Source organism: Bradyrhizobium sp. Gha (assembly GCF_900113735.1).
Classification (GTDB): Bacteria; Pseudomonadota; Alphaproteobacteria; order Rhizobiales; family Xanthobacteraceae; genus Bradyrhizobium.
Genome location: NZ_FOQM01000001.1, coordinates 571,602 through 594,530, shown reverse-complemented (window position 1 = coordinate 594,530; position 22,929 = coordinate 571,602). Strand labels below are relative to the sequence as shown.

Annotated in this window: 19 protein-coding genes and 3 pseudogenes; 14 read left to right on the top strand and 8 right to left on the bottom strand. The window is 65.1% G+C overall.

Features of this window, described 5'->3' with window-relative positions; genetic code table 11:
- Positions 1-65: 65 nt before the first annotated feature.
- From BM222_RS41840 to BM222_RS02830, 4 genes and pseudogenes are all read right to left on the bottom strand, one after another.
- A pseudogene (locus BM222_RS41840) lies at positions 66-1,748 on the bottom strand (GAF domain-containing protein); the annotation flags it as partial.
- A 95-nt stretch (positions 1,749-1,843) separates the two neighbouring features.
- Positions 1,844-3,574, bottom strand: a complete 1,731-nt coding sequence (locus BM222_RS02840) for a thiamine pyrophosphate-requiring protein (RefSeq protein ID WP_283810217.1) — start codon at positions 3,572-3,574, stop codon at positions 1,844-1,846.
- Between the two features lie 23 nt (positions 3,575-3,597).
- Positions 3,598-3,987 (bottom strand): hypothetical protein, encoded by a 390-nt coding sequence (locus tag BM222_RS02835; protein ID WP_092226737.1) that lies wholly within the window; start codon positions 3,985-3,987, stop codon positions 3,598-3,600.
- An 86-nt stretch (positions 3,988-4,073) separates the two neighbouring features.
- A pseudogene (locus BM222_RS02830) lies at positions 4,074-4,506 on the bottom strand (LysR substrate-binding domain-containing protein); the annotation flags it as partial.
- On the opposite strand from BM222_RS02830, the pseudogene BM222_RS02825 reads away from it, so the two are divergent.
- Positions 4,484-4,576: pseudogene (locus tag BM222_RS02825) on the top strand ((R)-mandelonitrile lyase); the annotation flags it as partial. The pseudogenes BM222_RS02830 and BM222_RS02825 overlap by 23 nt on opposite strands.
- A gap of 117 nt (positions 4,577-4,693) precedes the next feature.
- On the opposite strand, the gene BM222_RS02820 reads toward BM222_RS02825, so the two are convergent.
- From BM222_RS02820 to ku, 4 genes are all read right to left on the bottom strand, one after another.
- Positions 4,694-4,858, bottom strand: coding sequence for a Flp family type IVb pilin (locus tag BM222_RS02820; RefSeq protein WP_092226831.1), 165 nt, complete (start codon positions 4,856-4,858; stop codon positions 4,694-4,696).
- Positions 4,859-5,044: 186 nt separating this feature from the next.
- Positions 5,045-5,227, bottom strand: a complete 183-nt coding sequence (locus BM222_RS02815; RefSeq protein ID WP_092226830.1) for a hypothetical protein — start codon at positions 5,225-5,227, stop codon at positions 5,045-5,047.
- 189 nt (positions 5,228-5,416) lie between these two features.
- Positions 5,417-5,653, bottom strand: a complete 237-nt coding sequence (locus BM222_RS02810; RefSeq protein ID WP_092226736.1) for a hypothetical protein — start codon at positions 5,651-5,653, stop codon at positions 5,417-5,419.
- Between the two features lie 58 nt (positions 5,654-5,711).
- On the bottom strand, positions 5,712-6,686 hold the full coding sequence (gene ku, locus BM222_RS02805; RefSeq protein ID WP_092226735.1) for a non-homologous end joining protein Ku: 975 nt from the start codon (positions 6,684-6,686) through the stop codon (positions 5,712-5,714).
- 233 nt (positions 6,687-6,919) lie between these two features.
- Here ku and BM222_RS40840 point away from each other — a divergent pair, with 233 nt between their 5' ends.
- The 13 genes from BM222_RS40840 to BM222_RS02745 all read left to right on the top strand — a co-directional run bounded on the left by BM222_RS40840 (position 6,920) and on the right by BM222_RS02745 (position 22,846).
- A complete protein-coding gene (locus tag BM222_RS40840) occupies positions 6,920-7,075 on the top strand; it encodes a hypothetical protein (RefSeq protein ID WP_177242965.1) in 156 nt (51 codons plus the stop codon).
- Between the two features lie 232 nt (positions 7,076-7,307).
- The gene (locus BM222_RS02800; RefSeq protein ID WP_092226734.1) at positions 7,308-7,982 is read left to right on the top strand and encodes a response regulator transcription factor; all 675 of its coding nucleotides are present in this window, start codon (positions 7,308-7,310) and stop codon (positions 7,980-7,982) included.
- A gap of 94 nt (positions 7,983-8,076) precedes the next feature.
- Complete coding sequence (locus BM222_RS02795) at positions 8,077-9,453, top strand: ATP-binding protein (protein ID WP_092226829.1); 1,377 nt, start codon at positions 8,077-8,079, stop codon at positions 9,451-9,453.
- Positions 9,454-9,601: 148 nt separating this feature from the next.
- Entirely contained in the window at positions 9,602-11,005 is a 1,404-nt protein-coding gene (locus BM222_RS02790; RefSeq protein ID WP_092226733.1) for a hypothetical protein, read from the top strand.
- Between the two features lie 66 nt (positions 11,006-11,071).
- On the top strand, positions 11,072-11,374 hold the full coding sequence (locus tag BM222_RS02785) for a hypothetical protein (protein ID WP_502690859.1): 303 nt from the start codon (positions 11,072-11,074) through the stop codon (positions 11,372-11,374).
- A gap of 131 nt (positions 11,375-11,505) precedes the next feature.
- Complete coding sequence (gene ccmI, locus BM222_RS02780; protein WP_092226731.1) at positions 11,506-12,621, top strand: c-type cytochrome biogenesis protein CcmI; 1,116 nt, start codon at positions 11,506-11,508, stop codon at positions 12,619-12,621.
- Between the two features lie 37 nt (positions 12,622-12,658).
- Positions 12,659-13,168, top strand: a complete 510-nt coding sequence (ccmE, locus tag BM222_RS02775; protein WP_092226730.1) for a cytochrome c maturation protein CcmE — start codon at positions 12,659-12,661, stop codon at positions 13,166-13,168.
- Positions 13,165-15,147: a heme lyase CcmF/NrfE family subunit gene (locus BM222_RS02770; protein ID WP_092226729.1), complete on the top strand. Its 1,983-nt coding sequence runs from the start codon at positions 13,165-13,167 to the stop codon at positions 15,145-15,147. Before ccmE ends, BM222_RS02770 begins: the two co-directional genes overlap by 4 nt.
- A gap of 4 nt (positions 15,148-15,151) precedes the next feature.
- The gene (locus BM222_RS02765) at positions 15,152-15,634 is read left to right on the top strand and encodes a cytochrome c-type biogenesis protein (protein WP_092226728.1); all 483 of its coding nucleotides are present in this window, start codon (positions 15,152-15,154) and stop codon (positions 15,632-15,634) included.
- Positions 15,635-15,885: 251 nt separating this feature from the next.
- Positions 15,886-17,463: a Do family serine endopeptidase gene (locus BM222_RS02760; RefSeq protein ID WP_092226727.1), complete on the top strand. Its 1,578-nt coding sequence runs from the start codon at positions 15,886-15,888 to the stop codon at positions 17,461-17,463.
- A 286-nt stretch (positions 17,464-17,749) separates the two neighbouring features.
- Positions 17,750-18,430, top strand: coding sequence for a response regulator transcription factor (locus BM222_RS02755; RefSeq protein ID WP_092226828.1), 681 nt, complete (start codon positions 17,750-17,752; stop codon positions 18,428-18,430).
- Positions 18,414-19,874, top strand: coding sequence for a sensor histidine kinase (locus BM222_RS02750; protein ID WP_092226726.1), 1,461 nt, complete (start codon positions 18,414-18,416; stop codon positions 19,872-19,874). The genes BM222_RS02755 and BM222_RS02750 overlap by 17 nt, the downstream gene beginning before the upstream one ends.
- Positions 19,871-22,846 (top strand): bifunctional [glutamine synthetase] adenylyltransferase/[glutamine synthetase]-adenylyl-L-tyrosine phosphorylase, encoded by a 2,976-nt coding sequence (locus BM222_RS02745; RefSeq protein WP_092226725.1) that lies wholly within the window; start codon positions 19,871-19,873, stop codon positions 22,844-22,846. Before BM222_RS02750 ends, BM222_RS02745 begins: the two co-directional genes overlap by 4 nt.
- Positions 22,847-22,929: the final 83 nt, after the last annotated feature.

The following is a 22,929-nucleotide window of genomic DNA, read 5'->3' as shown; positions in this document are numbered from 1 at the left end:
ATTGCCTTGCCGAGCATCGCCTCGAATACGGGCCTGAGATCGCCATTCGACCGGCTGATGACGCTGAGCACCTCCGATGTCGCGGTCTGTTGCTCCAGGGATTCGGTAAGCTCCCGCGTGCGGTCCTGGACTTCGTTGAACAGCCGTGTGTTCTCGATCGCGATCACCGCCTGGTCGGCAAAGGTCTTGAGCAGGCTGATCGCCTTGTCGGGGAAATGGCCGGCCTCGCGCCGCGTCACGCCGATGGTCCCGATCGCAACGCCGTCGCGCAGCATCGGGATGACGAGGATGCTGCGGTAGCCGCGGGTCCGGGCCAGCTCCCGCATGGCCTCGGTCAGGTCTGGCTCGTTCTGCATGTCGCTGCGGAAGGCGTACTTACCGCTGGTTGCGACGCGGCTGTGAATGCCTGACGCCGACAGCGGCGCCGGGAAGGAGCTGAGCAAATCCGCGTTGCCGGCCTCATTGTCGGTGGTGAAGGCGGCGAGGTGCAGCATGCCGTCGACGACGCGGGTGACGGCAGAGGAATGTCCGCCGACCAGCGCCTTGGCGCTGTCGGAGATCGCCTGGAACACCGGCGTGACGTCGGCGGGCGAGGCGGCAATCACCTTGAGGATATCGGCGGTCGCGGTCTGGCGTTCCAGGGCTTCCCTCGTGGCGTTGAACAGGCTGACGTTCTTGACGGCGATCACCGCCTGGTCTGCGAACGTCTGCAGCAGCCGCACATGATGCTCGGGGAATGCGCCGGTCGTGCGCCGCGTCGCGATGATGACGCCTCTGGCTTCACCTTCGCTCATCAGCGGCGTGAACAGCATGCTGCGAAAGCCACGGGCGCGCGCGATGTCGCGGGTGGCCAGCTCACGCTCGGTGTCGGGTACTTGCGCCGATTCACCGTTGGCCGTGAGCTGGTAGGCCGGGAACTGCGCGAACGGCACCGGGAAGGACGCTTGCAGCACACGGTCGCCCTCGGGATCGACGGGCGTGAACGCCGCAAGGTGCGCTGCGCCGTCGCTATAGCGCAGCACCGCGGTGGAGAAGCCGTCGATCAGCCTGTTGGCATTGGCCGCGATGGCATCGAACACCGGCTGCACGTCGGATGGTGAAGCCGCCATCACTTTCAGGATGTCGGCCGTCGCGGTCTGGCGCTCGAGCGTCTCGCGCGTCGCGTTGAACAGGCGCGCATTCTCGATCGCGATCACGGCCTGGTCGGCGAAGGTCTGCAACAACTGCACCAGGTCGGGCGCGAATGCGCCCGTTACGGTACGCGTGACGCTGATCATGCCGACCGCCGTGCCGCGGTTCATCAGCGGCATGAACAGCACGCTGCGGAAGCCGCGCAGTCGCGCCAGGTCACGGTTCAGCTCGGGGACGTCAGCGGCCTCGCTGTCCGGAAACTGGATCGTCTCGCCGCCGCGGACCAGCGCGAAGGTTGGAAAATCCTCGATCCGCCGCGGGAACGACGCCTTCAACCCTTCGTCGCCTTCCGGGCTGGTTGGCGTGAACGCCACCAGATGCAGCTCGTCGCCGATGAACTGGAGCACGGTGGCGGAGAAGCCGCCGAGCAGGCGCTTTGAGCTCGACGCGATCGCCGCGAATACGGGCCGCGCGTCCGACGGGGAGGCCGCGATGGTCCGCAATATCTCGGCGGTGGCACTCTGGCGATCGCGCAGCCGCGCGTTCTCGGCTGCGGCCGACAGCAGTTGCCGCTTGAGCTCGTCGATCCCGGCAGCATCGTTGGAAGGGGAGGTCATTCGCATTCCGGCTGAATGCCGCCGCAGGCGCGGCACCGGGCCGGATTATCACATCTCCTGCGGCGCGTGCCAGCGCCTGCGGCACTGCGGCTGGCTCAGGTGCCCGGCCGCGACACCTCGGTCTCCTTGCTGGTGATGAACTCCAGCAGCACCGGCACGCCTTCCGTCGTTTTCTGGATGCCGCGCTTGATCGCGGGGATGATGTCCTCCGGGTTTGTCACCCGCTCGCCATAGCCGCCGAAGGCGCGCGCCATCGCGGCGTAGTCGCCGGAAATGTCGGTCGAGCGGTACTTTTCGGTCGAAATCGGCATCACCTTCAATTCGATCGCCATCGAAAAATTGTTGAGCAGGATCGACATGATCGGGATGCGCTCGCGCACCGCGGTCTCGAAATCCATGCCGGTGAAGCCGATCGCCGCATCGCCCCAGACATTGATGCAGAGCTTGTCGGGCTTGGCCAGTTTTGCGCCCATCGCGAGGCCGAGGCCGTAGCCAAGCTGCGTCGTCTTGCCCCAGCCGAGATAGGAGAGCGGTGTGACCGCTTTCCAGAACGGCGAGAGCTGGTCGCGCGGGCTGCCGGCATCATGGGTGATGATGGTGTTCTCGATGTCGACGGTGTGTTGCAAGTCCCAGAGCACGCGATAGGGATTGAGCGGTGCATCGTTGCTTGTGAGTTTCGGCATCCACTTCGCCAGCCACTCCTTGTGCGAGGCCGCGATCTCGGCCACGACCGCCGAAGCATCGCGATCGGCGGTGACGGTGTTGCTGATCTCCTGCAGCAGCGCATCGAGCACGAGACCGGCGTCGCCGACGAGACCGATCCTGGCTTCCACATCCTTGTTGAGATGGTTCGGATCGAGCGTGGAGTGGATGATGGTCTTGTCCTTCGGCATCGCGATGCCGAAGCTGGTCTCGGTGAAGGAGCAGCCGATGCCGAAGATGACATCGGCTTCAGCGAGGAACTTCGGCACCGCGCGGGGCACCGCAAGGCCGCCGGAGCCGAGCGAGAGCGAATGCGTCTCTGGAAACGATGATTTGCCGCCGAGGCTGGTGGTGACAGGGATGGCGAGCCGCTCCGCAAGTCGCTTCAGCTGCGGCCACGCCTGCGCGTAATGCACGCCCTGGCCGGCGTAGATCACGGGGCGCTTGGCGTTGATGAGCAGGCGCGCGGCTTCTTTCACGTGGACGGGGTCGGCGCCGTAGCGCGTGCGCAGCACCGGCGTGTAGTTCAGCGGTTCCGGCACCTCCTCGTTCCACATGTCGGCAGGAATTTCGACGATCACGGGACCGCCACGGCCGTTCTTCAACCTGGTGAAGGCGCGTCGAAAGATGTTGGCGACCTCCGCCGCCAGGATGATCGGCTCGGACGATTTCGAGAACGGCCTCATCGCTTCGCTGGAATTGAAGTTCGGCTCGATATGCGCGAGCCGGCGCTGATAGCCCATCGGCAGCACCAGCACGGGCACGGATTCGCCAAAGCACTGCGCGACGCCGCCCATCGCGTTCTCCGCGCCAGGGCCGTGCTGCATGCAGAACGCGCCGATCGTGCGCCCCGAGGTCACGCGAGAGATCGCATCCGCCATGTGCAACCCGACGCGCTCCTGTCGCACCATCACGGGCCTGATCTCGGCCTTTGCCGCGTGCTCGATCAGATGATTGACGGGGTAACCACAGAGGATCTCGATCCCCTCTCGCCGCATGATTTCCGCAATGGCGGTGCCGAGCTTCATGGCGTCTCTCTCCTTGGCATGGCCGGTTGGTCCGGCTGTTGGGAAGAGAGGATCAGGAAATGCGGCAAGGGTAAAGCGTGAGCAAGTGACCGCCAGCTATGCAGCGAGCCGCCAGCCTGCTATTTGCAGTGCTTACAAATCGTCAGCTTGCGCTTCAGCGCCTCGTCTTCCTGGTCGACCAGCGTCTGCGCGTCGAGGCCGGTGTCTCTTGCTGCGCGCGACCTCGCAGGCGGCGTCAGCTGGCTCGGTGCGTCATTTTCGTCGGTGCCGGCGCTGAAGCCGTCGTAGTCGGCGGCTGGATTTGGCAATGCCGGCAGCCCGCCGATCACGGGTGGCGACGGCTCTTTGCCGGACGCAGCCGGCTTGGCGTGTTTGGCGCTCGCATGCGGCGGTGCATTGGGCGCCGCCAGCGAAACGGGCGGCGCGGTCGAACTCTGTCCTCGCGCGCCGTCCTGGGACGACACGCCAACCACCATGAGGCCAAGAGCCAGGAGCGCCACGCGTCTCATCCGCATCCTTCAAGCAGTTCTGGTCCAACGATTGACAGCAGAATATCAGGCCTCGCATGGCCGTCAAAGTCGACGGAAATGGGTCGCTATCTCTGTCGGTATCGAAGCGCGTCGACGAGCAGGGAGAAGGCCGGCGAGGGCCGGCGGCGGCTCGGATAATAAAGGTGATATCCGGAGAACGGCGGGCACCAATCGGAGAGCACGCGAACCAGCTGCCCGCGGGACAAGTAAGGCTGCACGTGTCCCTCCGTGAGATAGGCAAGGCCGAGCCCCTTCAGCGCGCCGTCCAGCAGCAGGCCCGCGCTGTTGAACACGAGCTGCCCTTCCGCGCACGTTGAGCTCGCGGCCATTCTTTTCGAACTCCCACGCATAGAGGCTGCCGCCGTGGGTAGGCAGGCGAAGGTTGAGGCAGTTGTGTTGGGTCAGGTCCTGGGGAGTTTTGGGCTTCTTGCGTGCGGCAAAATAGGATGGCGAGCCGCCGACGGCCATGCGCAGGTCGGGACTGACGCACATCGCGATCCAGGAATCGCTTGATGGCAAGAACGTCGACTGGATGGAAAAGGTCAGCGACGAGCAATATCGGAAGTGATCGGCAGCCGATCACTGGCCCCTGCGGCTTAACTCCGTCATTGCGAGCGCAGCGAAGCAATCCAGAATCCCTCCGCGGAAAGACTCTCGCTGCGCTCGCAATGACGAGGGGATGGCCTTACTTCATGGCCGTGCTGATCGAGTTGAACTTGTTGCTGAGGAGGGCGCTGCCCGTGTTGGTCACGACGGTGACGATGGCGAGGGCGATACCGGCGGCAATCAGGCCGTACTCGATCGCGGTGGCGCCCTTCTCATCGGCAAGAAAAGACCTGAGCACAATCATCGCCAACTCCTGTTCGTCCGGTCCAACGTAGGCGCGCGTCGTTATCAAACTGGTAAGGTGATCGGCGAGACGCTTCTCGCGCATCAAATTGCGGGTGCGGCCGACGTAGCCTGTCGTTTCTTAACGTAACAGCCGTTAAACGAACGTTTCATTATCCAATTCAAATGGACGGAAGCGGGGGCGTTCTCAACTCGAGGTGGTGCGCCCCGGCGCAGTCTTTGGAGGACGTCCCAGCGCGGCCGCAAGGCGACCGACCAGATAGTTGACGACATGCGGCTGCGCCTGCACCGCCGTGTCGGCGATGCGCTCGTCCTCGGCCGTGTCACTCACGATGCCGATGTAGTTCTTTCTGGCGTCCTGTTGCGGCACGGTCGTCCGATCCCCGGTTTTTCGACGGCCGGACATTGATGTAAGCAAGGGGAATCATCGGTTAATTTTGCGTCCCGTAGGAATACCCGGTGCGGCACGATGGCGCTCGTGGCGCGACAAGTGATCCGGCCGCTTAAGGGTTTGTTGAGGTTGTTCATCAAGCTGTCGGGCAAGCATGCCGAGCGCGGCTCATCGATGCCCGCTATCCGCGTTCAACGCGCGTAGCATGCCGATGCGAGCGAATATCAGCCAGCCGCCGCCGGCCTCGGCTGCGTTGATCAGCATCTCGATCGCGGTCTGCCAGCGCGGCTCCTGCTGCTCAGCCTCGGGCAGCTGCATGATGAAGTCGGCAGCTTCTTGCAAGGTGCGCAGCTTGGCGCCGCCGCGCAGGCCGATCGGATCGTCGAACGGCGTCGACCAGGGCATGTCAGGATGCCCGATCGGTGAGGGAAGACGTCACGGCGCGATGGGAGATGCGATTTCGTCAGCCGGCCTTCTTCGCTCGCGTTGTCGCACGCACCGGCTTGTCGGCCTTCTTGGGCGCCGCTTCCCTGCCAGCCGCGTCCTTGCCGCCTTTGCCCGAGATCGGCAGCAGCATCTCGCGCTGCCCGGCCACGCGCTTCTTCGGCTTCTTGCCCTTGACTGTCTCGTTGGCGACCTTCGCGGCGGGCACCGCTTCCTTTTCGCTGGCGAGGCTCTTCTTCAGCGCGTCCATCAGGTTGATGACGTTACCGCCGCCCTTCGGCGTGGACTTGGCCGCGATCGGCACACCGCTGCGCTTCTTGTTGATGAGATCGATCAGAGCGGTCTCGTAATGATCCTCGAACAACTCCGGCTCGAACGCCCCGGACTTCTTCTCGACGATGTGCTTGGCGAGGTCGAGCATGTCCTTCGTCAGCTTCACGTCCTGGATCTCGTCGAAATATTCGGTCTCGCTGCGCACCTCGTAGGGATAGCGCAGCAGCGTGCCCATCAGCCCGCTCTCGAGCGGCTCGAGCGCGATGATGTGCTCGCGATTGGTCAGTACCACACGGCCGATCGCAACCTTGTCCATGCTGCGGATGGTCTCGCGGATCACCGCATAGGCGTCGTGGCCGACCTTGCCGTCGGGAACGAGGTAGTAGGGACGGATCAGATAGCGGTTGTCGATGTCGGTCTTCGGCACGAACTCGTCGATGTCGATCGTGTGGGTGGAGTCGAGCGCGATCTCGTCGAGCTCGTCCTTGGTGACCTCGATGTAGGTGTCGGTATCGACCTTGTAGCCCTTGACGATGTCCTCGGAGGTCACCTCGTCGCCGGTCTCGGCGTCGACCTTCAGATATTTGATCCGGTGGCCGGTCTTGCGATTGATCTGGTTGAACGAGACCTTCTCGGTATCCGATGTGGCCGGATACAGCGCGACCGGGCAGGTCACGAGCGAGAGACGCAGAAAACCCTTCCAATTGGCGCGGGGGGCCATGGGCTACTCCAAACGCAACGGGGACAGACCTATGAGAATACCATCGGGGAACACCGAATCATACACAGGTTGGATCGGAATCTTGCAACTGCGTTAACCAGTCGCTGCCCCCTGCGGTTCTGGTCGATTCAGTCCAAAAACCGGAACATCAAATCGGATCGGGCGTTGGCTTCCGACACTGGCCGCGAGGGGCTCGCGGTCACCGGGGGCGGCACCGAGAGATTGAGGGCGTCATGGCAACCACGCGAGAGCAGAACCGGATCGTCGAAACCGCGACCGAGGCACGCCAGGGCGAACCCGGGCCGTCCGTGGCCGCGCTGCTCGCCATCTCGACCGGGCTTGCGATCCTGATCCTTGCCGTCATCTGGTTCGTATTCTTCAGGACCTGACGGCTCAAACAGCGGGAAGGGCGGACCTTCCGACCAGCCGCCATCAGCGGCAGATCGCGCCCGTCATGCCTCCGGTTCATCCGGTGGGCCTGGCGGGCGTAGTCGCGTTTGTTCCCAACACGTCGTATATGACCAAAAAGTAACGCCGGTGGTTCCCCGCGTTCATATCCAGTTCACGCCGGAATTGTTCATCTCCGGCAATCGATCGTGCAGTCTATTTCTGGAGAGAAGCGTGCGCCTGCTTGTTGTTGAGGACGACCCCGATCTCAATCGCCAGCTCACAAAGGCGCTGACGGACGCCGGCTATGTCGTCGACCGTGCCTTCGACGGAGAGGAGGGGCACTATCTCGGCGACAACGAACCGTACGACGCCGTGGTGCTCGACATCGGCCTGCCCAAGAAGGACGGCATCTCGGTGCTGGAGGCCTGGCGCCGCAACGGTCGCACCATGCCGGTTTTGATCCTCACCGCGCGGGACCGCTGGAGCGACAAGGTGCAGGGCTTCGACGCCGGCGCCGACGATTACGTGCCGAAACCGTTCCATCTGGAGGAGGTGCTGGCGCGCATCCGCGCGCTGCTGCGCCGCTCCACCGGCCATGCCCAGAGCGAACTCAGCTGCGGCCCCGTCACCCTCGACACCCGCACCGGCCGCGTCAGTGTGTCGGGGAATCCGGTCAAGATGACCTCGCACGAATATCGGCTTCTGGCCTACCTCATGCACCATTCCGGGCGGGTCGTGTCGCGCACCGAACTGGTTGAGCATCTCTACGACCAGGACTTCGATCGCGACTCCAATACGATTGAGGTCTTCGTCGGCCGCATCCGCAAGAAGCTCGATGTCGACATCATCCAGACCGTCCGCGGCCTCGGCTATCTCCTGACCCCGCCGCCGACGCCGGGTGCTTGAGCGGTGTGGGCTTGACGGGCGGCCCGACACGGGCCTTGGTCCTGATATGACCGCCGACGCCATGCCGCCATCTCGCGCCTCCGGGATCATTCCGATGCCCGCCAGCTCGCTTGCGAACCGCCTGTTCCTGTCGGCGACCGCCTGGCTCGTGGTCATTCTGGCCATAACGGGCGTGGTGCTGTCGTCGGTCTACAAGAATGCGACCGAGCGCGCCTTCGATCGCCGGCTCAACCTCTATCTGCGCACCCTCATCGCGGAGGTCGCAACCCCCGATGAACCGCCGGATCGCCAGTTCCAGTCGCTGGGCGAGCCCCTGTTCGAGCTGCCGTTGTCCGGCTGGTACTGGCAGATCACACGCACCGACACCGAGAAGCCGGAGGTGCGCTCCTCACGCTCTCTCTGGGACAAGAAGCTGCCGAAGCTGGAAGACCAGGGCGCCGAGCTCACCGCAGCCGGCATTCGTCTGGCTTATGTCGACGGGCCCGAGGGGCAGAATCTGCGCATGGTCGAGCGGCCCGTCGATCTCGGCGCCGACGGCAAATACCTCGTCAGCGTCGCCGGCGACGACACCGAGATCTTCGATGAGACACGCAGCTTCGACTACTATCTTGGCGGCACCTTCACCGCGCTCGGCATCGTGCTGCTGCTGACGACCGTGTTCCAGGTCCGCTTCGGCCTCGCGCCGCTCAAGCGCATCTCCGAATCCATCGCCGATATCCGCTCCGGACGGGCCGAGCGGCTCGAAGGCGAATTCCCGGTCGAGATCGCGCCGCTGGCGCGCGAGACCAATGCGCTGATCGATGCCAACAGGGAGATCGTCGAGCGCGCCCGCACCCATGTCGGCAATCTCGCCCATGCGATCAAGACGCCGCTGTCGGTGATCGTCAACGAGGCCGGCGCGCACGCCGCCGATCCGTTCTCGGCCAAGGTGATGGAGCAGGCCGATGTGATGCGTAACCAGCTCGCCCACCATCTGGAGCGCGCTCGCATCGCAGCCAGGGTCTCGATCGTCGGCACCGTGACGGAGGTCGCGCCTGCCATCGAGGCGCTGCGGCGGACCATGGAGAAGATCCACCGCGGCCGCGGCATCACCGTGGAGGCCAAGGCCGATCCGGGCGCGAAATTCCGGGGCGAGAAGCAGGATTTGGAGGAGATGGTCGGCAACCTCGTCGACAATGCCTGCAAATGGGCGACCTCGCGCGTCGTCGTCGAGGCGCTGGTGGAGCCCCCGGCCCATGCAGGCACAGGCCCCAGGCTGCGGCTCATCGTCGATGATGACGGGCGCGGCCTCTCCGAGGCCGAGCGCGCCCAGGTCTCCCGCCGCGGCCAGCGGCTTGATGAATCCAAGCCGGGCTCGGGACTTGGGCTGTCCATCGTGACCGACCTCGCCGCGCTCTATGGCGGCAGTCTTTCGCTCGGCAGCGCGCCGATCGGCGGCCTGCGGGCCGAGCTGGTGCTGCCCGGAATATAATCCTCTGTTCCCAAACCACTATTTGGGCTGTCCGGCGAAACCGGAGCGGTTTCGGAGCGACGTCCTCAACGGCTTCTTAAGGCGCGCCCGCCTATGATCGGGGAGGACGCATCCTACGTCGCCATTTTACCGTGCATGACCCGGGCGCATGAGCCAGACATCGATCGAGCGGCTGAGGGAATATCTCGCGCAGCTCCCGCCGCAGGCGCAGGCGCTGCTGATGCGGGAGTTCGAGCGCGCGCTCGAGCGCGGCCAGGACACGGCTGTGGCGACCCTGGTGCTCGAGCAGCTTCGCAAGATCGTGCGCAAGACGGAGGCCGACGAAGCAGCGCCGCCGCGCACCGACGACCTGTCACGGCTGCTGTTCCAGATTGTGGAACCCTTCCTGGTCGAGGCCGGCGCTCCGATCCGCGTCGGCCAGATCCGGCGGTCGTCGTTGCATCCAATCTGGCAATGGCTTGGCCGCGACGGCGCTCCGGACAAGATCAACGAGTTCGAAGCAGCCCTGGCGCGCATGCCGGCAACTGACAGCTCGGGGCAGGTCGAGGCGCTGACGCTCAAGCTCCAGGCCGTGGCTGCGGACGCCATCTTCGAGCTGACGGGGCCGGGCGGCGGCGACAAGTCGCGCGCGCTCGCCCGCGTCGGTCCGCCCAACGTGATCGAGGACCTCTATTCGATCGGCGCGGTGCTCGCCGTTCGCGAGGCCATGGCCACGCTGAACGAAAAACTGCCGCGCTTCCTGCGTACGTTCGGCGATCCCCAGATCGCCTCGGTGACGTCAGCGCTGAATATTCCCGTGCTTCAGACCCCGCAGATGCTGCCCTTTGCGCTGTCGGTTGTGGTTCAGCGCATGACCGCGCCGTGGCAGATCATCCGCCTCGCCATCAAGATCGCCGCGTCCGATGACGAGATCCGCGTCGCGGCCACGCCCTATGGCGTCGCCGTCACGATCGCCCTGCACGATCTGTCCCGCGTGGCCGCCAATCTGCGCATGGACATCAAGCGCGGCCGTTTCGAGAGCGTCGCCGACAATCTCAAAGCGCTGCACGACGGCGTCCGCGGCCTGCGCACGGAGCTAGACCTGCGCAACGATTCCACCTGGGGCAAGCAGCTGACCTCGATCCGCGCCGACATCTCCAATGCCCTGCAATCGGAGATCGACAGTGTTCCCGGGCGCGTGCGCCGCATCCTGCGCCAGCGCCCGGAGAAGGACATTCCGCCGGGCGCCCGGGTCGATGCCACAGAAGTCGAGGAAACCGTCGCGCTGATCGACTTCGTCGCGACCTGCCGCAACTACGCCAGCGAGCTTGCGATCAACGAGGTGACGCTGCGTACCTATTCCGACCTGCAGCAATATGTGGAGCGGTCGACCGAGCAGGCGGTGCAGTCGCTGCGCGGCGCCGACCACAAGGTCCGCACCTACCGTCAGCAGCAGGTGCAGGCCGCGATCCGCTTCTGCCAGGTGTTGTTCGGCGACGATTACGCCTCGCTGATGAGCCGCGCCGCGGAGAACGCGGCAACGGGCGAGCGGAAATCGACGCGCGCAAGCTGATCCAAGTGCATCTTTTTACAACGACAATTTGTAGTTGACGGTGCCGATTGAGAGCCCTACGGTCCGGTGCAAGTTTTTGGAATTGCTATCTACGGGCGCATGAAACCCATTATCAGCTCCATCGAAATCGAAAACCGTATCATTGTTGCCAAATATCAGCGTCTGATGGTCGGCGCGAAGCTGGTGCTGGTCGAGAAGGCAAGCGGTCGGCGGCTGACCGAGACCGTCACACGGATCACATCCCAGGTTCCGCTGGGCGCGCTGCGCATTCGCCTGCCCGACCCAATCGCGCCCGGAACATACTTCCTGAAGGCCATCAACGGGCACGGCGCGGACGCCGCTCAAAGCGCCGACTTCGAGATCAGCTAAGTCGTTGGATTATCACCATTTCGGGACTGTGCGCGCTCGCGCCAAATTGACAATTGTCAATTGCCGCATTGTCCGGCCGTGGTGTAAAGCCACCTGTAGGCGCGGATCGCGCGCCCCCGGAAGCTTGCCAGATGACGCTATGGTTCGTGTTCGCGCTGATGACGGTCGCGGCGATATTCGCCGTGCTCTGGCCGCTCGGCCGTGGCGGACGTCCCGACAATCAAGGCAGCGAGGTCACGGTCTACAAGGACCAGCTGGCCGAGATCGAGCGTGATCTCGCCGCAGGACTGATCGCGCGACCAGAAGCCGAGGCCGCGCGCGTCGAGATCAGCCGCAGGCTGCTCGCCGCCGCGGGCAGCGAGGCGGCGCTCGTGCCGGCCTCCAGCCTGAAATGGCGCCGCGCGGCTGCCGTGCTGGCGCTGCTCGGTCTGCCTTTGGTGGCGGTCGGGATCTACGTTCCGCTCGGCTCGCCCGCGCTTCGCGACTTCCCGCTGGCGCAGCGCGAGCGCGGGGCCGGCTCCAACATGGCGCAGTCGCTCGAGAACCTGGTCGAACAGGTCCAGCAACACCTGGAGAAGAACCCGACCGACGGCCGCGGCTGGAACGTGCTTGCGCCGGTGCTGGAGCGGCTCGGCCGCTTCGACGAGGCCGTGCGCGCCTATCGCAATTCGATCACCTATAACGGCGAGAGTGCGGAGCGCCGCTCCGACCTGGGCGAGGCGATTGCGGCCGCAGCCAGCGGCGTGGTGACGGCAGAAGCCAAGTCCGAGTTCGAGCGCGCGCATGCGCTCAATGCCGACGACCCCAAGGCGAACTACTTCCTGGGCCTTGCTGCCGAGCAGGACGGCCGCAAGGATGACGCGGCCGATATCTGGCGCGCGCTGCTGGCGAAAGCACCGGCGAATGCGCCGTGGCGCCCCCTGGTACAGACCTCGCTCGCGCGGGTCGGCGGTGGCGGCGTGACGATGCCGGCACTGTCCGACGAGACCATCGCGGCATCCAAGGACATGAATGACGGCGATCGCAACGCGATGATCCGCGGCATGGTCGAACGCCTCGCCACGCGCCTCAAGCAGAACGGCGACGACGTCGAGGGCTGGCTGCGTCTGGTGCGTGCCTATCTGGTGATGGGCGATCGCGACAAGGCGATGGGCGCCTCGGCCGATGCGCGCCAGGCGGTCGCCAAGGATTCCGATCGGCTGCGCCAGCTCAACGAAGGCCTCAAGACTCTCGGGCTCGACGGATGACGGTTGCAGCACGAGACGAGCGGAGAACGGATACGCCATGACGCGCAAGCAGCGACGTATGACCATCATCGGCGGTTCGCTTGCCGTGCTCGCGCTCGCGGCCGCGCTGGTGCTCAACGCCTTGCGCGATTCCATCGTGTTCTTCTCGACCCCGACCATGGTGGCCGAGAAGCACGTCCAGCCCGGCAAGCGTTTTCGCCTCGGCGGATTGGTGCAGCCGGGTTCGCTGCAGCGTGGCGACAATCTCGCCGTGACGTTTGAAGTTGCCGACGGCGGCGCCAAGCTGCCGGTCGCCTACAAGGGCATTTTGCCCGATCTGTTTCGTGAAGGGCAGGGCGTGGTCGCCGAGGGCGCGCTCGACGCCAACGGCGTATTCAAGGCCGACACCGTGCTCGCCAAGCACGATGAGACCTACATGCCCAAGGACGTGGCAGACGCCCTGAAGAAGCAGGGCCATTGGAAGGACGATTACGGCGCCAAAGCGTCTAATGGCATCACGCCTGCGGCGACGACCGCGCAGGGCAATTCGCAGGGAGCCGTGCGGTGATCGCGGAAGCCGGACATTATGCGCTGGTGCTGGCGCTCGCGCTGGCATTGATCCAGTCCTTCGTGCCTGTCATCGGCGCACGTTTGCGCGATCCCGCGCTGATGAACGTGGCGCGCTCGACGGCGCTCGCGCAACTGCTGTTCGTCGGTGCCTCGTTCATCGCACTCGTGACACTGCACGTGATCTCGGATTTCTCCGTCGCCAACGTCTACGAGAACTCCCACTCCATGAAGCCGCTGATCTACAAGATCACCGGCGTGTGGGGAAACCACGAAGGCTCGATGCTGCTGTGGGTGTCGATCCTGGCGCTGTTCGGCGGGCTCGTTGCGGCCTTCGGCAACAATCTGCCGCTGTCGCTGCGCGCACACGTGCTGGCCGTGCAGGCCTGGATTGCGAGCGCCTTCTATCTGTTCATCCTGATCACCTCCAACCCGTTCCTGCGCATCGTCAACCCGCCGATTGAGGGGCGCGACCTCAATCCGGTGCTTCAGGACATTGGTCTGGCCGTGCATCCGCCGATGCTCTATCTCGGCTATGTCGGCTTCTCGATCTCGTTTTCCTTTGCGATCGCGGCGCTGATCGAGGGGCGGATCGATGCGGCCTGGGCGCGCTGGGTGCGGCCGTGGACGCTGGTCGCCTGGATCTTCCTGACGCTCGGCATCGCGATGGGATCCTACTGGGCCTATTACGAGCTCGGCTGGGGCGGCTGGTGGTTCTGGGATCCGGTCGAGAACGCCTCGCTGATGCCCTGGCTCGCCGGCACTGCGCTGCTGCATTCGGCGCTGGTGATGGAGAAGCGCGACGCGCTGAAGGTCTGGACCATCCTTCTTTCCATCCTGACCTTCTCGCTGTCGCTGCTCGGCACTTTCCTGGTGCGCTCGGGTGTCATCACCTCCGTGCACGCCTTCGCCAATGATCCGACCCGCGGCGTCTTCATCCTGCTGATCCTCTGCCTCTTCATTGGCGGCAGCCTGTCGCTGTTCGCGGCTCGTGCGCCGTCCTTGAAGCAGGGCGGCCTGTTCGCGCCGATCTCGCGCGAGGGCGCGCTGGTGCTGAACAATCTTCTGCTCACCGTCGCCTGCGCAGTCGTGCTGTTCGGCACGCTGTATCCGCTGGCGATGGAAGTGCTCTTCGATTTCAAGATGTCGGTGGGCGCACCGTTCTACAATCTCTCCTTCGTGCCGTTGTTCGCTCTGCTGCTGATCGCCGTCCCGTTCGGGCCGATGCTGGCGTGGAAGCGAGGCGATTTGCTCGGGGTCACCCAGCGCCTGCTCGCGGCAGGCGTCGCTGGCCTCGTCGTGGTTGCCATTGTCTGGGCCTGGACCCGCGGCGGCAGTGCGCTCGCGCCATTGGCCATCGGGCTTGGTGTCTTCGTCGTCGCTGGCGCCGCAACCGACCTGGCCGAGCGAACCGGCCTGTTTCGCCTGCCGTTCGTCACGGCGCTGCACCGCGCCCGCGGCCTGCCGCGTTCGACCTGGGGGGGCGCACTTGCGCATGCCGGTCTCGGCATCGCATTGATCGGGGTCGTCTGCGAGACCACGTGGAACAGCGAATATATCGCGACCATGAAGCCGAACGACGTCGCGCAGGTGGCTGGCTATGATCTGAAGCTCGACGGGCTGCTCGAGCGGCAGGGGCCGAACTACCGCGAGATGGTCGCCCAGTTCAGCGTCAGCCGGGGTCGGGATGCTCTCAGTGTCATGACGCCGTCAAAGCGCAGTTTTACCACGCGCGGCTCCTCGACCACCGAGGCTGCGCTGCTGACCCGCGGTGCGAGCCAGCTCTATATCTCGCTCGGTGACGTCACCGCTGATGGCGCGATCGCCGTGCGCATCTATCACAAGCCGATGGTGCTGCTGATCTGGTGGGGGCCCGTGCTGATGGCATTCGGCGGCATCCTGTCGCTGTCCGACCGGCGCTTGCGCGTCGGCGCGCCGAAACCGGCGCGCGCCAAGCAACGCCTGCAACCGGCGGAGTGACCCGATGCGCCGGATGATGGCCGCGATCGTTGCGCTTGTGCTGCTGGCTGCGCCAGCGGTGCATGCCGTGCAGCCCGACGAGATCATGTCGGATCCCGCGAAGGAGGCGCGCGCGCGCGAATTGTCGCGCGAGCTGCGCTGCATGGTCTGCCAGAACCAGTCGATCGACGATTCCGATGCGCCGCTCGCGCGCGATCTGCGGCTGCTGGTGCGCGAGCGGATCGCAGCGGGCGACAGCAATTCTCAGGTGGTGGACTTCCTGGTCGCGCGCTACGGCGAGTTTGTGCTGCTGAAGCCGCGCTTCGAGCGGCAGACCATGCTGCTGTGGCTGCTCGCGCCCTTGCTGCTGGCTGGCGGCGGCGTTGCGCTGTGGTGGCAAAACCGGCGCCGCGCGCGCAGCGGCGCTGCTGGTGCAGCATCGCCACTCACGCCCGACGAAGAGGCGCGGCTCGCCGCCTTGATGTCCGATGACGCCACATCGCGATAACGGCGTCGGCTCGTTGGCGGGGCCCGTGGACCGGCGACAAGAGCGCTCCGGCGGCGGTTGCCGGAACCCTCATAAGTTCCTGTAAATCAGCCCTTTTTAACCTGCGCCAAACTGCCGCATCGCCGGCAGCCTTCATTACAAAAGTTTAACCCCGCAGCCAGCCCACGGTAAGCCGGCGATCCCCATGTTCAAGTCCGTAAGGTGCCACTGTCAGGGCACCGCATGGATTTCAAGGCCCTGGAGACCTCCGTATGACCGACCGTCCCGACCTCACGAACCTTCCGTCTTACCGGCAGCCCCGCCGTTCGGTGTTTTCCGCGCGCAGAATTGCGCTGATGGCCTCGGTCGTCGCCGGTCTCGGCGTCGCCGTTCATGGCTTCAGCCCGTCGACGTCGCCCGCCGATTTGTTCTCAAGCCCGGCGCATGCGCAGGTCAACAATGAGGTCAAGAAGGTCGAGCGTCCGATCGGCTTTGCCGACATCGTCGAGCGGGTGAAGCCGTCGGTGATCTCGGTGAAGGTCAACATCAAGGAGAAGACCGCGAGCAATGATGACGGCGATGATTCCGCCTCGCCGTTCCAGCCAGGCTCGCCGATGGAGCGCTTCTTCCGGCGCTTCGGCGGTCCCGATGGCATCCCCGGTCTGAAGGGCGGCCGTGGCCGCGTCGTGCAGGGCCAGGGCTCCGGGTTCTTCATCTCGGCCGACGGATTTGCCGTGACCAACAACCACGTCGTCGACGGCGCCGACAAGGTTGAGGTCACCACTGACGATGGCAAGACCTACAGTGCCAAGGTGATCGGCACCGACCAGCGCACCGACCTTGCCCTGATCAAGGTCGAGGGCGGCTCCAACTTCCCATTCGCGAAACTTGCCGACGGCAAGCCGCGGATCGGCGATTGGGTGCTCGCGGTCGGCAACCCCTTCGGCCTCGGTGGTACCGTGACCGCCGGCATCGTCTCGGCCAGCGGCCGCGACATCGGCAACGGCCCGTATGACGATTTCATCCAGATCGACGCCCCCGTGAACAAGGGCAATTCCGGCGGCCCGGCGTTCAACACCGACGGCGAGGTGATGGGCGTCAATACGGCGATCTACTCGCCTTCCGGCGGCAGCGTCGGCATTGCGTTCTCGATTCCCGCCAACACCGTGAAGAGCGTGGTCGCCCAGCTCAAGGACAAGGGCTCGGTCAGCCGTGGCTGGATCGGCGTGCAGATCCAGCCCGTGACATCCGACATCGCCGACAGCCTCGGCATGAAAAAGGCCGAAGGTGCGCTGGTGGCAGAGCCGCAGAAGGATGGCCCGGCTGCAAAAGCTGGCATCGAATCCGGCGACGTGATCACGTCGGTCAACGGCGAATCCGTCAAGGATGCCCGCGAGCTCGCCCGCACTATCGGTGGCATGGCACCCGGCGCGTCTGTGAAGCTCAACGTTCTGCACAAGGGGCAGGACAAGGTCGTGAACCTCACCCTCGGCCAGCTGCCGAACACGATCGAGGCCAAGGCCGACACCGATAACGACAGCGGCAAGGGCGCGAGCAAGGGCACCGATGTGCCGAAGCTCGGCATGACGGTTGCGCCCGCCAACTCCGTCGCCGGCGCCGGCAAGGACGGCGTCGTGGTCACCGAAGTCGACCCGAAGAGCGCCGCGGCGGAACGCGGCTTCAAGGAGGGGGACGTGATTCTCGAAGTCGGCGGCAAGAGCGTGAGCACTGCCGGCGACGTGCGCGAGGCCATCAACACGGCCCGCTCAGACAACAAGAACAGCGTTCTGATGCGCGTGAAGAGCGGCGGCCAGTCGCGCTTCGTCGCGGTCCCCATCGCCAAGGGTTGATAGGGACCAACAGCCTCAGGAGGCTTACGAGATGAAGGGTGTCGCCGGCATCAGTCGCCCCCGCCGCCGGCACTCTTCCGGGGAGCAGCGCAGTGCTTGCTCCCCACGCCTACCTTCCGGTGGAATTACGCCCCCCTCCGTCGGAAGGCCTAGGGCGGTGAGGTCCCCCCAGCTTCACCGCCCGCCCTTTTTGCCTGGCCAGGTCTGGTTCGCCTGGCTTGCATGCGATTGCCGCTCGCGCCATGTTTAGAGAAGGTTGACCTCCTTGACCGCCGCCGAACGCACGATGCGCCTCCTCATCATTGAAGACGACCGCGAATCCGCCGACTATCTCGTGAAGGCGTTTCGCGAGGTCGGGCACATTGCCGACCACGCCGGCGACGGCGAGGAGGGCCTCGCCATGGCCGAGAACGGCGATTACGACGTGCTGGTGGTCGACCGCATGCTACCCAAGCGCGACGGGCTGTCCCTGATCGGTGCGCTGCGCGACAAGGACGACCCGACGCCAGTTCTGATTCTCTCCGCGCTGGGCCAGGTCGACGATCGCATCAAGGGCCTGCGCGCCGGCGGCGACGACTATTTGCCGAAACCCTATTCGTTTGCCGAGTTGCTCGCCCGCGTCGAAGTGCTGTCCCGCCGCCGCGGCGGCCCGGCGGAAGACACGCTCTACCGTGTCGGCGACCTCGAGCTCGACCGGCTCTCCCACCGCGTCGCCCGCGGCAAGGACGAACTGACGCTGCAACCGCGGGAATTCCGCTTGCTCGAATATCTGATGAAGCATGCCGGCCAGGTTGTTACGCGCACCATGTTGCTGGAGAACGTCTGGGACTATCATTTCGATCCGCAGACCAACGTGATCGACGTGCACATTTCGCGACTGCGCTCCAAGATCGACAAGGGATTCGAGCGGCCGCTGCTGCACACGATCCGCGGCGCCGGATACATGATCCGTGACGGCATTCGGTAAACTCGTCCGCACCACGGCATTCCGGCTGACGCTGGTCTATCTGCTGCTGTTCGCGATGTTTGCGGCCTCGCTGCTCGGCTATTTCGCCTGGAACACGCGGCGGCTGATCACCGAAGAGATCACCCAGACGGTCAATTCCGAGACCGCGGAGATCAACGAGATCTACGGACGCCGCGGCCTGTTCGGCCTCGTGCGCACGATCGAATATCGGGCGCTGCGACCGGGCGCCAATCTCTACCTCGTGACCACGCCGACCGGACAGGCGGTCGCCGGCAATGTCGGCTCGCTGGCCCCTGGCGTGATGGCGACGCCCGGCTGGTCGGAGACCGCCTACCGGCGCCTCGAGGATGCGGACGACCGCGACCATCGCGCGCTGGTGCGCGTCACCGAATTGGAAAACGGCTTCCGTCTCCTGATCGGCCGCGACCTCGCCGAGCGGCGACGCTTGTTCAGCATCGTCGCCAAGGCGGCGCAATGGTCGATCCTGATCGTTGTCGTGCTTGGTCTCGGCGGCGGCGTCTTCGTCGCGCGCCGGGTGCTGACGCGCATCGACGCGATGTCAGGTACGGCGCATCGCATCATGACCGGAGATCTCAGCGAGCGCTTGCCGGTCGGGCGCAGCGGCGACGAGCTCGACCGCCTCGCCGAGAACCTCAACGCCATGCTGGAGCGGATCGAGGCGCTGATGGCGGGGTTGAAAGAGGTCTCCGACAACATCGCCCACGACCTCAAGACGCCGCTGACGCGCTTGCGCAACCGCGCCGAGGAGGCGCTGGCGAAATCGGGTTGCGAGACCGATTATCGCGCGGCGCTGGAACGGACCATCGAGGAATCCGACGGGCTGATCCGCACCTTCAACGCGCTGCTGATGATCGCGCGCGCGGAGTCCGGCCAGGCGCGCGGCAACATGGATGATTTCGATGCGGCCGATGTCGCCGGCGGAATCCACGAGCTTTACGAGCCGCTCGCCGAAGACGACGGCATGACCTTGAAGGTCAAGACGGAAGCAGCGCCCATTCACGGCAATCGCGAATTGATCAGCCAAGCCCTCGCCAATCTCGTCGAGAATGCGATCAAGTACGGCAAGCCCGCCACCCAGCCGGCGGGGTCAGTGATCAGCATGGACGCGCGTCAGATCACGATCGAGGCCAGGCGCGAAGGCGATCAGGTGCTGCTGAGCGTCACCGACCACGGCCCCGGCATCCCCGAAGCCGACCGCAAGCACGTCGTCGAACGGTTCGTGCGGCTGGAGGCGAGCCGCACCATGCCGGGCTCGGGCCTCGGCCTCAGTCTCGCGTCTGCCGTCGCCACATTGCATGGTGGCGAATTGCGGCTGAGCGACGCCCAGCCCGGTCTCGTCGCCACGCTGCTGCTGCCGGCGCGCGCCGGTGCCGGCGACAGGGTTGCTCCTCCGGTAGCGGATGTGCCACAGAAGGTGGCATGAACCACTCCGCGCCGGGAAACGCGGACAAGCATGGTGAGAGCCTCGCGGCGCGCTTCGCACAGGCTCCCCATATTGCCGCTTCCGCATCAGACGAACGACCTTTTCAAAGCTGGCTGACCGAGCTCGAGCCGGCACAACGGGCCCGCGTCGGAGCGCTGCTGGTCCATCGCTTTGCGCGGCCTGTTCTCGACGGAATCGCGGAATTCTCGCCTTATTTGTTCGATCTGATCCGCGCTGATCCATTGCGCCTGATCCGGCTGCTCGAATGCGAGCCGGATACGCATCTCGCTGCCTTGATCGCGGAAGCGAGGGCCGCTGTGCTGGCCGCACCTGACGAAGAAGAGGTGATGCGTCTGCTCCGTCGCATGAAGGCGGAGGCGGCGCTCCTGATCGCGCTGTGCGACATCGGTGGCGTCTGGCCGGTGATGCGGGTGACGGCCGCGCTGACCGACCTCGCTGTCTCCGCGGTGCAGGCTGCGCTCCAATATTTGCTGCGACAGGAAGCCGCACGTGGAAAAATCCACCCGCCAAATCTGGAGGCGCCGGAAGAGGGCTGCGGCCTGATCGTGCTTGCCATGGGCAAGATGGGCGCGGGCGAGCTGAATTATTCCAGCGACGTCGATCTGATCGTGTTCTTCGACCCCGATGCCACGACGCTCGCGCCGGACATCGAGCCGCAACCGTTCTTCGTCCGGCTGACGCAGGGCATGGCGCGCATCCTCCAGCAGCGCACCTACGAGGGTTATGTGTTCCGCGTGGACCTGCGGCTGCGGCCCGATCCCTCCTCGACACAAGTGGCGATCTCCCGCGACGCGGCGTTGAACTATTACGAGCGGGAAGGGCGCACCTGGGAACGCGCCGCGATGATCAAGGCGCGGGCCTGCGCCGGCGACCCCAAAGCGGGCGAGGCGCTGCTGGCCGAAATCGCGCCCTTTGTCTGGCGCAAGCATCTCGATTTTGCCGCGCTTGCCGATGTGCACGATATGAAGCGGCAGATGCAAACCTATCGCGGCCAGAGCGAGATCGCCGTCGAGGGCCACAACGTCAAGGTCGGCCGGGGCGGTATCCGCGAGATCGAGTTCTTCGCCCAGACCCAGCAACTCATCGCCGGTGGCCGTAATCCGGAGCTGCGGGTGCGGCCGACGCTCGCCGCGCTCGACATTCTCGCGTCCAGCAACTGGATCACGGATTGCGCACGTGACGAGTTGACCGCCGCCTACGAATTCCTGCGCCGGGTCGAGCATCGCCTCCAGATGATCGCGGACGAGCAAACCCATGCGCTGCCCGATGACAAGGAGGCGGTCGAACGTTTCGCCTGGTTCTTCGGTTATGACAGCCGCGAGACGTTCGCGCGCGATCTGCTGCACCAGCTCGAGATCGTCCAGGGCCATTACGCAAAACTGTTCGAAGGCGACGATCCGACCGGCTCAGCGAGCCTGCCTCCCATCGACTATCGGGCTGGTCCGGACGATCCGCGCCTGCTTCAGCATTTGGCAACGCTCGGCTTCAAGAAGCCCGCTGCCGTGGCGCAGACCATCTGCGACTGGCTCGTCGGCGACTATCGCGTGTTCCGCAACGAGCAGACGCGGAACGCCTTTGTCGAGTTCGTGCCGGCGCTGATTGACGGTCTCGCGCATGCCGAGGAGCCGGACCGCGCCGTCGTGGCGTTCGACCATTTCCTCCGGGCGCTCCAGCGCGGCGGCCGGCTGATCACGCTGCTCGGCCAGAACCGCGACCTCGTCGCGCTCGTGGCTCTCGTGCTTGGCGCTGCGCCCCGGTTGGGCGAGATGCTGGCGCGGCAGCCGCAGCTGATGGATGGCCTGATCGATCCGCGCTTCTTCGGCGCGATGCCGAACAAGCAGCAATTGTCGGCGCGGTTGGCGACCACGGTGCAGGACGCGGGCTCCTACGAGGAGTTTCTGGACCGCCTGCGTCTGTTCGGACAGGAGAGCCTGTTCCTGATCGGCACGCGCATTCTCTCGGGTACCGTCTCGGCGCAGCAGGCGAGCACGGCGTTTGCGGATGTCGCGGAAGGCATCGTCGACACCGTGCACGGCCTCGTCGCTGAGCGTTTCGCCGACCAGCACGGGCGGATCAAGGGCCAGCAGACCGCCATCATCGCGATGGGCCGGCTCGGCAGCCGCGAGATGACGGCGTCCTCGGATCTCGATCTGATCCTGCTTTACGATTTCGACAGCGACAATCCGGACTCGGACGGCGAGAAGTCACTCCAGGGCGCACATTATTTTGCCCGCTTCACCCAGCGTCTGATCAGTGCCTTCACCACCCGCACCAATTACGGCGTGCTCTATGATATCGACATGCGGCTGCGGCCCTCGGGGCGCGCAGGTCCGGTGGCGTCGAGCCTCGTCTCCTTCGCGGACTACCAGGCCAATGAGGCCTGGACCTGGGAGCACATGGCATTGACGCGCGCGCGCGTGGTCTCGGCGTCACCCGAATTTGCAGCGCGGATCGAGCGGACCATCCGGGAGGTCCTGACCCGCCGCCGTGACCCCGTGATCACCGCCAGCGACGTCGCCGACATGCGTCGTGCCATCGCGCAGGAGAAGGGCGAGACCGACCATTGGGACCTGAAATACGCCTCCGGCGGCATGGTCGATATCGACTTCATTGCGCAATATCTCCAGCTCGTGCACGCCCATGACAAGCCTGACATTCTCGACGTCGGAACGGTGCAGGTGCTGGAAAATGCCGCAAGGCTCGGCGTGCTGTCGCATTCGGAAGCGGAAATCCTGCGCGCGGCGGCGCGGCTCTATCACGATCTGACGCAGATCCTGCGGCTCTGCGTCAGCGAGCGCTTCAAGCCGGAGACGGCGGGCACCGACCTTCAGCGCGTGATGGCACGTGCCGGCGATGCGCCGGATTTCTCCTCGCTGGAGGCGCGGGTGCGGGAAACGCAGGCCGAGGTGAGAAGGGTATTCCGAGGGATCGTGGACGGCGGCGCATCATAGGCGGCGGCATTGCATCGCCGCGCTGCAGCGAACCATCCAAGCGTCCGTTTGCTGCGACGTCTCACGGCGCGCTTTTCGCTTCG